The following is an 11,676-nucleotide window of genomic DNA, read 5'->3' on the forward strand; positions in this document are numbered from 1 at the left end:
GCGGGCGGAGTTTCGGGGAGGTCGAGTGATCGGTGGACCGAGGAGGAGCAAGACGATGACGAACCCGTTCGAGGACCCGGACGCGCAGTACTACGCCCTGATCAACGATCAGGACCAGTACTCGCTGTGGCCGGCCGCGATCGAGGTGCCCGCCGGGTGGACCGTCGCGCACGGCCCGACCGACCGGCAGTCCTGTGTCGACCACATCGAGGTGCACTGGACCGACATGCGGCCCGCCCGCTGATGGCCACCGCGTTGCGCCGGGTGAACCCGCAGGTCGCGGTCTGCGTCTGCTACGTCGCGGCGATGTTCATGAACGGCATGGACGCCACGATCGTCAACGTCGCGCTGCCCGCGCTGGTCGAGGACTTCTCGGTGTCGGCGAGCTCGGCGTCCGCGGTCAACGTCGGCTACCTGGTCAGCCTCGCGGTGTGCATCCCGGTGTCGGGCTGGCTCGGCGACCGGTACGGCACGAAGCGGGTCTTCCTGTACGCCTTCGGCGTTTTCGTGTTCGCCTCCGCGCTGTGCGGGCTGTCGGGCGACCTGCTGCAGCTGACGCTGGCCCGCATCCTGCAGGGCGCCGGTGGCGGGGTGATGAGCCCGGTCGCGCTGACCCTGCTGTTCCGCGCCTACCCGCCGGCCGAGCGGATCCGGTTGTCGCGGGTCCTGCTGCTGCCCACGGCAGTGGCGCCCGCGCTCGGACCCGTGCTGGGCGGGTTCTTCGTCGAGCACCTCACCTGGCGCTGGGGCTTCTTCGTCAACCTGCCCGTCGGCATCGCCGCGCTCGTCTTCGGCGCGCTGCTGCTGCGGGAACACGTGGAGGCACCGGACAAGCGCTTCGACCTGCCCGGGTTCGCTCTGGCCGCACCGGGTCTCGGACTCGTGGTCTTCAGCCTGGAGGGCATCGCCACGGGCGCCTCGGCCGCGGTGAGCTGGCTGGCCGGTGCCACCGGGCTCGTCCTGCTGGGCCTGCTGGTGCGGGCCCAGCTGCGCACCGAGCACCCGATGCTGGACCTGCGGCTGTTCGCCGACGACCACTTCCGCAGAGCCAGCCTGATCCTGTTCACCTGCCTGGTCGGATTCCTCGGCACGCTCTACGGGTTCACGTTGATGTACCAGGTGGAGCTGGGCGCGTCGGCGTGGGAGACGGGCCTGGTGACCCTGCCGAAGGCGGTGGGGCTGATGATCGCTTCGCAGCTGGTCGGCTGGGCGCACCGCAGGTTCGGGCCGCGACTGCTGATCGCGGTGGCGATGTTCGGCGCGGCCCTGTCCTTCGCGGCGATGAACCTCATCGGCCCGCACGACGTGTGGATGGCCGCGTTCGTCCAGCTGGCCTCCGGCTTCTTCGTCGGGGCGGCCACGGCCGAGCTGCAGGTGGTCGCGTTCATGACCATCGACAAGACCGACACCGGCGGTGCGTCGACGCTGTTCAACGTGCAGCGGCAGGTCGGTTCGGCGCTCGGCGTGGCCATCACGGCCAGCGTTCTGGCGGCCTCGGGGCCGGGTCTGGGTTCCTACCACTTGGCGATGTTGACCTCCGCCGCTTTCGCGATCATCGGTGTTCTGCTGGCCCTGCGCGTGACGGAATCCGTGGTGCTGCAACGAGAACCGGTCCCGGCGGGGCGCTGAGAGACCTGAGCCACCGAGGGGAAGACAATCGTCCGATCTATGGTTAGGCTAGCCTTAACTCAATGATCGTTGGTGGAGCGGAAAGGAACGCATGGTCGATGAGTACTGCGGATCGACTTCGGCGCAACCGGCCCCCGGCACGTGACCTCGAGGTGCTGCGCACCGCCGAGCTGAGCCCGTCGATGCGTCGGGTCACCCTCGGGGGCGAGGAGCTGTCCGGCTTCCTCGACCAGCACACCGGGCCCAACATCAAGGTCTTCGTGCCGCGACAGGGCCAGGAACGCCCGGTCCTCCCGCAGCTGGACCCCGAGACCGGCCGGTACAGCTGGCCGGAGCCGGAAGTCCGACCGACCATGCGCACCTACACCGTCCGCCGCTACGACGAGTCGCGCGGCGAGCTCGACATCGACTTCGTGATGCACGGCGAGCACGGCGTGGCCTCCAACTGGGCGCGCCACGCCCGGCCCGGTGACCGCCTCGGCGTGATGGGCCCCGGCGGCAAGACCTGCCGGGCCGCCGACTGGTACCTGCTGGCAGGCGACGAGACCGCCATGCCGGCGATCGCCGGCATCGTCGAATCGCTGCCGCCCACCGCGCGCGGACACGTGCTCGTCGAGGTCGACACCGCCGACGACCGCCAGCACGTGCAGTGCCCGCCGGACCTGCGGTGGACCTGGCTGCACCGCGACGGTCGCCCCGCCGGCCTGTCGCAGCAGCTGATCAACGCCGTGCAGGGGCTGGACGTGCCCGCCGACGTCGACGTCTCCGCCTGGGTGGCGGGGGAGTCCGGCGTGGTGCGCGGCATCCGGCGGCACCTGCGCGACGAGCGAGGCATGGACGGCAAGTCCGTGCTGGCCATCGGCTACTGGAAGTACGGCATGGCCGAAACCGAGTACCACGACAAGCACAACCACGATCGGGACTGACCGACGCGGCGAAATCCGGCCTGACCCCCGCGGGTTCGCCGGTACATCCACTCGCCCGCGAATCGGGCACCGGCGAACCGAGGGGACGACGTGTCTGCGGCGCTGAACCAAGAGAAAGTCCACGACGTGCTGGGGATCGGCTTCGGGCCGTCCAACCTGGCGCTGGCGATCGCGCTGGAGGAGCACAACCGGACCGCGGGCAACGACCCCATCGACGGGGTGTTCTTCGAGCGCCAGGCGTCCTTCGGATGGCACCGGGGCATGTTGATCGAAGGCACGACCATGCAGGTGTCCTACCTCAAGGACCTGGTCACCATGCGCAACCCGGCCAGCGACTTCTCGTTCCTGTCCTACCTGCACGCCAAGGACCGGCTGGCCGACTTCATCAACCACAAGACCCTGTTCCCCACCCGGGTCGAGTACCACGACTACCTGGAGTGGGCGGCCGGGCGGCTCGACGACGTGGTGCGCTACGACTCCGAGGTCGTGGAGGTGAAGCCGGTCGAGGAGCACTTCGAGGTCGTCGTCCGGCACGGTGGTCAGCTGGCCGTGCACCGGGCGCACAACATCGTCATGGCCGTCGGGCTCGAAGCCTCCTTGCCGGAGGGCGCCGAACTCGGTGATCGGGTGTGGCACAACCTCGACCTGATGCACCGGGTTCCGGAGCTGACCGACCAGCCGAAGCGCTGCGTGGTGATCGGCGCCGGTCAGTCCGCCGCCGAGGTCACCGACTACCTGCACCGCACCTTCGCCGACGCCGAGGTGTGCGCGGTGTTCGGCCGCTACGGCTACAGCCCGGCCGACGACAGCCCCTTCGCCAACCGGATCTTCGACCCGCAGGCCGTGGACGACTTCTACGCGTCCTCGCCCGAGGTCCGCGCCAAGCTCATGGACTACCACCGCAACACCAACTACTCGGTGGTCGACCTGGAGCTGATCGAGGAGCTCTACTCCCGCTCCTACCAGGAGAAGGTGCGCGGAGCGGAGCGGCTACGGATCCTCAACGCGAGCAGGCTCGTTGACGTCGACACCCGCCCGGGCGGGGCGGAGGTGACCGTCGAGTTCCAGCCCACCGGGGAGTGCAGCGTCCTCGACGCGGACCTGCTCGTCTACGCCACCGGCTGCCGCCCGCGCGACCCCTACACGCTGCTCGGCGAACTGGCCCGGCACTGCGAGTGGGACGAGCAGGGCTCGTTGCAGGTCGAGCGGGACTACCGGGTCCGCACCACCGGCGAGCTGCCGGGCGCGGTCTACCTCCAGGGCGGCACCGAGCACACCCACGGCATCACGTCTTCGCTGCTGTCCAACGGCGCCGTCAGGGCCGGCGAGATCCGCGACTCCCTCGTCGCCCGCCGCAAGGCCCACACCCACGACTACGCCCTCTCCGGCAGCTGAACCCCGCCCCGGCCTGCGTTATTCGAATCTCGCGCGACATTCGAACGGCCCTGTCGTGGCGTGGGAACAAGGTCGGGGGTGCGGGGGTTGTACCGCGTGATGAGTGCGAGTGAGGATCTGATTCGGGGTTCGGCCAAGGGTGAGGCCTCGGTGCCGTTGTCCGTGCTGGACCTGGCGACCGTGGGAGTCGAGGACTCGCCGTCGGACGCCCTGGCGGGGACCACGGAGCTGGCCAAGCGGGTCGAGGAGCTCGGCTACCACCGGATGTGGGTGGCCGAGCACCACGGCATGCCCGGGATCGCCAGCTCCTCACCGGCGGTGGTGATCGCGCACCTGGCCGCGCACACGCGGACCCTGCGGCTCGGTTCCGGCGGCGTGATGCTGCCCAACCACGCGCCGCTGGTGATCGCCGAGCAGTTCGGAACCCTGCAGGCCCTGCACCCCGGCCGGATCGACCTGGGCGTCGGCCGGGCGCCCGGCACCGACCAGGCCACGGCGCGGGCGCTGCGGCGCACCGAGGGGCCGCTGTCGGCGGAGGACTTCCCGCAGCAGCTCGGCGAGCTGATCGCCTTCCTCGACGACGACTTCCCGCTGGACCACCCCTACGCCGAGGTGCAGTCGGTGCCGCACGGCCCGCTGCCGCCCGTGTGGCTGCTGGGCTCCAGCGGCTTCAGCGCGCAGCTGGCCGGGGCGCTGGGGCTGCCGTTCGCCTTCGCCCACCACTTCAGCGCGCAGAACACGCTGCCCGCGCTGGAGCTCTACCGCGAGTCCTTCCAGCCCTCCGAGGTCCTCGCCGAGCCGTACTCGATGATCGGCGTGCAGGCCGTCGCCGCCGACACCGAGGAGGAGGCGCTGGACGTCGTCCGGCCGATCGCGCTGAGCATGCTCAAGCTGCGCCAGGGCGTGCCCGGCAAGCAGCCCACCCGGCAGCAGGCGCGGGACTACCCCTACACCGAGCTCGACCAGGCGTTCGTCGACCACTGGCTGGCCGACGCCGTCCACGGCACCCCGGACGCGGTTCGGGCCGGGCTGGAGGAGTTGCGCGAGCGCACCGGCGCCGACGAGCTCATGATCACCGCCAACCTCCCGGACGCGGAGACCAAGCTGCGCTCGTTCGAGCTGATCGCGAAGTCCTTCCGGATGATCTGACTCGGGCTTCCCAGGTCGGACGTGGTTCCGGCCGCGGTGGAGTGTGCCTGGCCACTCTAGTTCGAGGTCGCGAGCGGGCGCGTGGTGCGCGTGTCGTACGGTCTATTGACACCGGTGTTGCAGGTGCCCGGTGTGTGGGCACGACGCGGGATTGAGGGATTGGCGTGAAGCCTGGTGTGCTGATCTTCTACCGGATCATGGCGTACGTCACTGCCGTGCTGCTGATCCTCTTGTGCGCCGCCATGGTGCTCAAGTACGGGCACTTCCTCGGCCTGTGGCCCGAAGGTTCGGCGACGCAGCAGACCGGTACGACGTGGGTCACCACGATCGGCATCGCGCACGGCTGGCTGTACATGGTGTACCTGCTGGTCGCGGTCGTGGCCACGACGCAGCTGCGGGTCCCGATGGGCCGGATGCTGCTGGTGCTGCTGGCCGGGACCATCCCGTTCGGTGCGTTCTTCGCCGAGCGCAAGGTCGTGCGCTGGCACGAGCTGCGGTTGGCGGGCAAGCCGATCGTGCAGCCGCAGACCGCGGAGGAAACAACCGCCAAATGACAGCCATCCCCGAGTCAGTGAACCGGTCCGAGCAGCCCGCGCCGGAGAAGCCGGTGCGCCGCCGCACGGTGCTCGGCGCGTACTTCGCGCTCACCAAGCCGCGCGTCATCGAGCTGCTGCTCGTCACGACCATCCCTGCGATGTTCCTCGCCCAGCGCGGCATCCCGTCCCCGTGGCTGGTCGTCGTCACGCTGCTCGGCGGCGCCATGTCCGCCGGGAGCGCCAACGCGCTCAACTGCGTCGCGGACTCCGACATCGACGCCGTCATGGACCGCACCAAGAAGCGCCCGCTGGTGCGCTACGAGGTGCCGCGCCGCAGCGCGCTGATCTTCGGCATCGCGCTCGGCGTCGTGTCGTTCCTGGTGCTGTGGCTCGGGGCGAACCTGCTGGCCGCGTCGCTGTCGACGGCCGCGATCCTGTTCTACGTCTTCGTCTACACGCTGGTGCTCAAGCGCCGCACCTCGCAGAACATCGTGTGGGGCGGTGCAGCGGGCTGCATGCCCGTCGTGGTCGGCTGGGCCGCGGTGACCGGCAAGGTCGAGTGGCCCGCGATCGTGATGTTCGGCGTGGTGTTCCTGTGGACGCCGCCGCACTTCTGGTCGCTCGCGATGAAGTACAAGGACGACTACGCCCGCGCGGGCGTGCCGATGCTGCCGGTGGTGGCCACCACCAAGCAGGTCTCGGCGCGCATCCTCGCCTACAGCTGGGCCACCGTCGGCTGCACGCTGCTGCTGTTCCCGGTCACCAGCTGGGTCTACATCGCTCTCGCCGGTGTGTCGGGCGTGATCTTCCTGGTCGTCGCGCAGCGCCTGCACAACAACGCCCGCAAGGGCCTGGCGCTGAACCCGATGAAGCTGTTCCACCTCTCGAACTCGTACTTGACGCTGGTGTTCGTGGCGATCGCGGTGGACGCGGCGCTGACACCCGTGATCGGCTGACTCAGCGCATCACGGGGAACACCGCGGCGTCGCCGCGTCCGGTCGCCGCGTCGATGAGGGTGACCGGGTCGGCGGTCTCGGCCAGCAGCCGGATCGTCACCTTCAGCGCTTCACCGGCCATGGGGCCGGGCATGTCGCGGTCCAGGGCGGCGGCGATGTCGAAGTAGTGCACGACGCCCTCCATCACGAAGATCCGCAGCGCCTCGCGCGCGGGCACCACCGCGAACCCGCCGTAGTGCACCGTTCTCTCCAGGTCGGCCTCGCGGAGCCGGTCGATGGCCTGCGGTGCGACGGTCGCGAACTGGGCGACCAGCTCGTCTGTGGACATCGTCCGCGACCGGGTGGTCGCGGACTCCTTGAGCAGTTCCGCGGACTGGTCCGCCACGCCTCCCGGGCGCTGCATGAACGACAGCAGGTCGGCGGCGTCGTCGTGGCTGACCGGGGCGTCCGGGGAGGGGGCCTCGACACCTGCCAGGGTCGCCGACGGGAACGGGCTGCAATGGGTGTAGACGTCCTTGACGGTCCAGCTCGGAAGTCGCGTGGGTCGGGTCCACTCGTCGTCGGTCAGCTCCCCGCCCAGTCGCGCCCACACTTGCCAGGTCTGGTCCAGGGCGTCGATGATCATGCTTCTCCGATCGGCTGGAAGGACTCTTCTCTTCGGCCTGAGGTACCCATTCACTCACGAGATGTCGGGTGACGCGGATAATCTTTCCGGGTGTTCCGGTGTTGATCGACGACGAGACGCGGGAGCGTGCGATGAGCGGAGGTAGTCCGGCGGAGCAGACGCCGGAGCCACCGGGTACCGGCGAACCGCCTCAGGCCCCGGCCAGGCGCTGGGTGCCGCGCGTCCTGACGCCGGATTCGGTCGAGGCGGTCAACGTCGTCGAGCTGGCCGACGAGTTCGCCCGCACCCGGGGCGAGCCGCACGCCGGCCCTGCCGACCGGCTGGCCGCGGGCGTCATCGTGCTCGGCGAGGCGCTGGCGACCGAGGACTGCGCGCTGGTCGCGGCCTGGCTGCACTCGGCGCCCGCCGACGTGCGCGGGCCGGTGCTGTCGGCGGTGCTGGCCGCCGAGCCGCCGCGCGAGGTGCTCACCGACCTGGCCGCCGAGCACTCCGGTCGTGCCCGGATAGCCCTGCTGCGCTGCGAGGTCGCCGATCTGGTCGGCGGAGCGCAGGTGCCCGAACCGGTGCCGCTGACCTCGAACCCCTGGGGCGCGGACGAGGCCGAGGAAGCCCGGTCTCTGCTGGCCGACGCCGCAGCGGAAGTGGCCCCGGAACGCGTCGACCTGCTGTTACGCACGGCCACCCGGTTCGGCGTCGACCTGCCGCCGGACCGCTTCGCCGCCGAGCGGTTCGTGGGCTGGTGGGCCTCGCACCCCGAAGCCGCGCTGGACCCGGCGGAGTGGCCCTGCGGCGACGAGCTCGTCGCGCTGCTGCGGCAGACCCTCGGCGAGCGGCTCAAGCACTCCGACGTCGTTCTGACCGCCGTGAACGAGCACTGGTGGCCGCTGCTGCGGCGCACCGCCACCGACCCCTTCGAGCCGCTGGACGCCGCGGTCATCTCGGCGGCGGTGCGCGCCAAGGGCGACGCCCGCCGCGAGATCGTCGACCTGTTCGCCGACCGGCTGCGCGATCCCGATCTCCCCGACACCCCGGAGGCGGTGCTGGCCGCGCTGTTCAGCGCCGCACCGCCCACCGTGGACGAGCTGCACCGGCTCATCGGGGCGCTGCCCGCCACGGCCGTCACCGAGTCGATCGCGCAGCGCGCGTTCTCGGTGCTGAGCAAGGCCAAGGTGACCGGCCGCCACCTCGACCTGCTGCGCGTGCTGAGCCACCACCTGTGCGCCGACCAGCGCGAGCTGTGGGCCGAGGACGGGCGGGTGCGCTCCTGGGCGGCCGGGTTCTCCCGGGGCGCTGAGGTCGGCTCCTTGGACGACGTCTCCGAGCGGGTGCTGCGCGCGCGGTTGCCCGAGGTGGTGACCGCGCTGCTGGCCGCCGATCCCCGCGCGGCGGTGCGCGCGATCGCGTCGGCCGGGCAGGCCCTGCAGCGCCTGCTGCTGCGCGAGCTGCCCTCGGTGTGGAACGACGAGCGGGCCGAGGAGTCGCGGCGGGATCGGGCCGTCGCGCTGGCGTTCGTGCTGGCCTGGTCGGACACCGCGACCGCCGACGTGCGCACGGCCTACGACCGCGAGCTGGAGCGCTGGGCGCGCGGAGGCAGGCGCGCCGATCACCGGCGGATCAGCAAGCTGCTGCGCGTCTCGGCCGCGGATCACGCCGCCGGGTGGCACGAGTGGTTGCAGGAGATCGTCAGGACCCCGGCGGAACCCGACCGCGCCCCTCGCAAGTGGTGGCAGCGACGTCGTTGAGTGTCTGGAGCCGTTCAGCCGGCTCACTGGAACGGGTTGCCGTACGGCTGAACGCGTGACACCGAGGGTCAATATCGGGCATTCGTCGCATCGTTAGTGTATGACCGGTCACGGTGCGATAACGATCGACGTTCGGAGCGGGATACTTCTCGTGGGTAGTCATCGCGCAGGGCCACCACCGCATCACCGCCGGTGCCCGCGCCGAAGGAATTCCACGGGAGGTTCGCTCATGGGGGCGGCGCTCAAGGCGCACGCGGCATGGCTGGTCAACGCGCTGGGCATCGGGCGGAACCCGCTGCGCCGGCCGATCGACCGGCTCGCCGCCGGGCTCACGTTAATGCTGCTGATGGTCGCGATGATCGCGGTTCCGGTGTCGGGCATGTTCGCCGAGTCCACGCACCGGGACCTCACCGAACGCGCCGAGCAGGCGGCCCGCACCAGTCGTCCGGTGGCCGCGGTGGTCGTCGCTCCGCCCTCGCTGAGCATCCCGGCCTCCGAGGTCTACAGCCAGGACGCGGTCAGCTCCACGGCGGAGGTGGCGTGGAAGGCGGGTCTGCACGAGCAGCGTTCCCGCGTGCAGGTGCCGTCGTCGGCGAAGGTCGGTGACGACGTCGAGGTGTGGGTCGACGAGCAGGGCTACCGCGTTCCGCCGCCGCCCGACGAGGGCTCCATCACGGCTTCAGCGGTGTTCGCCGCCTTGCTGCTGCTGGTGGTCCTGGAGATCGGGAGCTTCGCGCTGATCGGTGCGGTGCAGGCCGGCGCCCGCCGGATCGCCATGAACGCCTGGGCCCGCGAGTGGGATCACGTGCAGCGCGGCGGCACCTGGTCGCAGCGCTGACCGTCCGTCTCCGCCCCCGCGCGGAGCCGCTGATCGGTCACCCTTCGTCGCCGTGAACTTGAGGCTTCGTGGCGGCAACGTTATCGATGAGCGACGCCAGCGTTCGCTCCCTTCACCCGGTCGGGTTAAATGTGGCCGCCGAACTTGTCAGTGGGACCCGGCGCTGTGTTTGGGTACCCGCGTGGATCTCCACAACGGAGTGACACCTTTGACGAGCCGGTTGGTGCCGAGGCCGGCACGTCATCGCAGGGACGAGGACACTCGCCCGCTGACGATTATGAGGGGATGCGGCAATGGGGGAGCAGCAGTCGACCGAGACGGCGGAGAGCGTGCCGATCTACGAGGAGCTGGCCAGCGAGCTGTGCGATCCGGCCGGCACCACGTGGCAGTTCTCGCCCGTGCCGTCCTTCGCCGAGGAACTGGCCGAAGCGCTCGAGGCCGACGAGGCCGCGGTGGCGAGCTGACCGCTCAGCGCTGGACGGTCTCCGGCACCGTGATGTCCAGATCCTTGGTCTCGCGGGAGAACGCGAACGCCACCAGCGAGATGAGCGCGGTGATGACCATCCACACCGCCACCGACCAGCCCGTTCCTCCGCCCTGGATGACCAGCGCGGAGGCGACCAGCGGGGAGAACCCGCCGAGCGCCGCGCCGATCTCGCGGGACGAGGCGAACCCTGTGTAGCGCACGCGGGCGCCGAACAGCTCGGCGTAGAACGCGGGCTGCACCGCGATCATCGGAGCCAGTCCCAGGCCGGCGGCGACCACCAGCGCGATCCAGATCAACGCGGGCTGCTGGGTGTCGAGCAGGGCGAAGAACGGGAACGCGAACAGCCCGGTGAAGATCACGCTGAACAGGTTCAGCGGTTTGCGGCCCACCCGGTCCGACAGCGCGCCGTAGAGCGGTTGCAGCACGATCACCACGAACGTCGAGGCGATCACGCCGGTGAGGCCGATCCAGCGCGGCAGGTCCAGCGTCTCCTGGACGTAGGCGACGCTGAAGGTCGCGTAGATGTAGACCACGGCGGTGTCGCAGATGTGCGCGCCGATGCCGATCAGGAAGTTGCGCGGGTAGCGGCGCATCGCCTCGAACACCGGCAGCTTGACGGTGCGGCGATCGGCGGACATGCGCTCGAACACCGGGGATTCGGCGACCCGCAGTCGCACGTACAGCGAGAGCGCGATCATCACGAAGCTGAGTAGGAACGGCACCCGCCACGCCCACGCCTGCACGGCCTCGTCGCCCAGGCTCTCCACCAGCAGGAACGACACGGTTCCCAGCAGGAGCCCGATCTGCACGCCGGTCTGGGCGTAGGAGCTGAGGTAGCCGCGCCGGTGGGGCGGGGCGTGCTCGCACAGCAGCGTCGAGGCGCCGCCGAACTCCGCGCCCGCGCCCAGGCCCTGGAGGACTCGCAGCAGCGTGAGCAGCACCGGAGCCCAGACGCCGATCGTCTCGTAGGTCGGCAGCAGGCCGATGAGACCGGTCGACACGCCCATGACCAGCGTGGTGAGCACCAGCGTCGCCCGGCGTCCGACGCGGTCGCCGAGGTGCCCGAACAGGAATCCGCCCAGCGGCCGGATGGCGAAGCCGACGCCGAAGGTCGCGAAGCCGGCGATGGTGCCGACCGCGGGGTCGCTGGTGGGGAAGAACAGCTTGTTGAACACCAGCGTGACGGCGAAGCCGTAGATGAAGAAGTCGTACCACTCCAGGGCGGTGCCGACGACGGAGGAGGTGACCACGCGCCGGAGTTCTCGCGGCTGCGTGGGCGGGATCTGCTCGGAACCGATGGCGGCGCTGCTCATCGTCACTCCTCGATGCACCAGGGCGTGAAAAACCCCTGCGAGCAACGGGTTCCGCGTTGAACCCGGTTGGTGAGGCATGC

The 11,676-nt window shown here is 70.3% G+C and carries 12 protein-coding genes; 10 read left to right on the forward strand and 2 right to left on the reverse strand.

Annotated features, from left to right (window positions below; all coding sequences use genetic code 11):
• Positions 1-55 precede the first annotated feature (55 nt).
• The 7 genes from E1202_RS16895 (at position 56) to E1202_RS16925 (ending at position 6,591) form a co-directional block, all read left to right on the forward strand.
• Positions 56-244, forward strand: coding sequence for an MbtH family protein (locus E1202_RS16895; RefSeq protein WP_093424246.1), 189 nt, complete (start codon positions 56-58; stop codon positions 242-244).
• Positions 244-1,629: a DHA2 family efflux MFS transporter permease subunit gene (locus tag E1202_RS16900; protein ID WP_132684116.1), complete on the forward strand. Its 1,386-nt coding sequence runs from the start codon at positions 244-246 to the stop codon at positions 1,627-1,629. The genes E1202_RS16895 and E1202_RS16900 overlap by 1 nt, the downstream gene beginning before the upstream one ends.
• Positions 1,630-1,727: 98 nt before the next feature.
• Positions 1,728-2,555, forward strand: a complete 828-nt coding sequence (locus E1202_RS16905) for a siderophore-interacting protein (RefSeq protein ID WP_132684117.1) — start codon at positions 1,728-1,730, stop codon at positions 2,553-2,555.
• Positions 2,556-2,645: 90 nt separating this feature from the next.
• The gene (locus tag E1202_RS16910; protein ID WP_132684118.1) at positions 2,646-3,950 is read left to right on the forward strand and encodes a lysine N(6)-hydroxylase/L-ornithine N(5)-oxygenase family protein; all 1,305 of its coding nucleotides are present in this window, start codon (positions 2,646-2,648) and stop codon (positions 3,948-3,950) included.
• A 99-nt stretch (positions 3,951-4,049) separates the two neighbouring features.
• Complete coding sequence (locus tag E1202_RS16915; RefSeq protein WP_132684119.1) at positions 4,050-5,099, forward strand: LLM class flavin-dependent oxidoreductase; 1,050 nt, start codon at positions 4,050-4,052, stop codon at positions 5,097-5,099.
• Between the two features lie 164 nt (positions 5,100-5,263).
• A complete protein-coding gene (locus tag E1202_RS16920; protein WP_132684120.1) occupies positions 5,264-5,653 on the forward strand; it encodes a DUF3817 domain-containing protein in 390 nt (129 codons plus the stop codon).
• Entirely contained in the window at positions 5,650-6,591 is a 942-nt protein-coding gene (locus tag E1202_RS16925) for a heme o synthase (protein ID WP_132674919.1), read from the forward strand. The genes E1202_RS16920 and E1202_RS16925 overlap by 4 nt, the downstream gene beginning before the upstream one ends.
• A gap of 1 nt (position 6,592) precedes the next feature.
• Here the strand turns inward: E1202_RS16925 and E1202_RS16930 are convergent, their stop codons facing one another.
• Positions 6,593-7,216 carry a maleylpyruvate isomerase N-terminal domain-containing protein gene (locus E1202_RS16930; protein WP_132684121.1) on the reverse strand — a complete coding sequence of 208 codons (624 nt, stop codon included), beginning with the start codon at positions 7,214-7,216 and terminating at the stop codon, positions 6,593-6,595.
• 131 nt (positions 7,217-7,347) lie between these two features.
• Between E1202_RS16930 and E1202_RS16935 the strand changes: the two genes are divergently transcribed.
• The 3 genes from E1202_RS16935 (at position 7,348) to E1202_RS31460 (ending at position 10,260) form a co-directional block, all read left to right on the forward strand.
• Positions 7,348-8,958: a GTPase-associated protein 1-related protein gene (locus E1202_RS16935; protein ID WP_132684122.1), complete on the forward strand. Its 1,611-nt coding sequence runs from the start codon at positions 7,348-7,350 to the stop codon at positions 8,956-8,958.
• Between the two features lie 229 nt (positions 8,959-9,187).
• Complete coding sequence (locus E1202_RS16940) at positions 9,188-9,796, forward strand: Rv1733c family protein (protein ID WP_132684123.1); 609 nt, start codon at positions 9,188-9,190, stop codon at positions 9,794-9,796.
• A gap of 293 nt (positions 9,797-10,089) precedes the next feature.
• Positions 10,090-10,260 (forward strand): hypothetical protein, encoded by a 171-nt coding sequence (locus E1202_RS31460; protein WP_165943879.1) that lies wholly within the window; start codon positions 10,090-10,092, stop codon positions 10,258-10,260.
• 4 nt (positions 10,261-10,264) lie between these two features.
• Here the strand turns inward: E1202_RS31460 and E1202_RS16945 are convergent, their stop codons facing one another.
• Entirely contained in the window at positions 10,265-11,596 is a 1,332-nt protein-coding gene (locus tag E1202_RS16945) for an MFS transporter (protein WP_132684124.1), read from the reverse strand.
• Positions 11,597-11,676: the final 80 nt, after the last annotated feature.

This window comes from Saccharopolyspora karakumensis, from assembly GCF_004349225.1.
Classification (GTDB): Bacteria; Actinomycetota; Actinomycetes; order Mycobacteriales; family Pseudonocardiaceae; genus Saccharopolyspora; species Saccharopolyspora endophytica.

Bases quoted from the DNA above. Each gene is read 5' to 3' on its own strand.
- E1202_RS16895 (WP_093424246.1), top strand. From the start codon at position 56: ATGACGAACCCGTTCGAGGACCCGGACGCGCAGTACTACGCCCTGATC.
- E1202_RS16900 (WP_132684116.1), top strand. From the start codon at position 244: ATGGCCACCGCGTTGCGCCGGGTGAACCCGCAGGTCGCGGTCTGCGTC.
- E1202_RS16905 (WP_132684117.1), top strand. From the start codon at position 1,728: ATGAGTACTGCGGATCGACTTCGGCGCAACCGGCCCCCGGCACGTGAC.
- E1202_RS16915 (WP_132684119.1), top strand. From the start codon at position 4,050: ATGAGTGCGAGTGAGGATCTGATTCGGGGTTCGGCCAAGGGTGAGGCC.
- E1202_RS16925 (WP_132674919.1), top strand. From the start codon at position 5,650: ATGACAGCCATCCCCGAGTCAGTGAACCGGTCCGAGCAGCCCGCGCCG.
- E1202_RS16930 (WP_132684121.1), bottom strand. From the start codon at position 7,216: ATGATCATCGACGCCCTGGACCAGACCTGGCAAGTGTGGGCGCGACTG.
- E1202_RS16935 (WP_132684122.1), top strand. From the start codon at position 7,348: ATGAGCGGAGGTAGTCCGGCGGAGCAGACGCCGGAGCCACCGGGTACC.
- E1202_RS16940 (WP_132684123.1), top strand. From the start codon at position 9,188: ATGGGGGCGGCGCTCAAGGCGCACGCGGCATGGCTGGTCAACGCGCTG.
- E1202_RS31460 (WP_165943879.1), top strand. From the start codon at position 10,090: ATGGGGGAGCAGCAGTCGACCGAGACGGCGGAGAGCGTGCCGATCTAC.
- E1202_RS16945 (WP_132684124.1), bottom strand. From the start codon at position 11,596: ATGAGCAGCGCCGCCATCGGTTCCGAGCAGATCCCGCCCACGCAGCCG.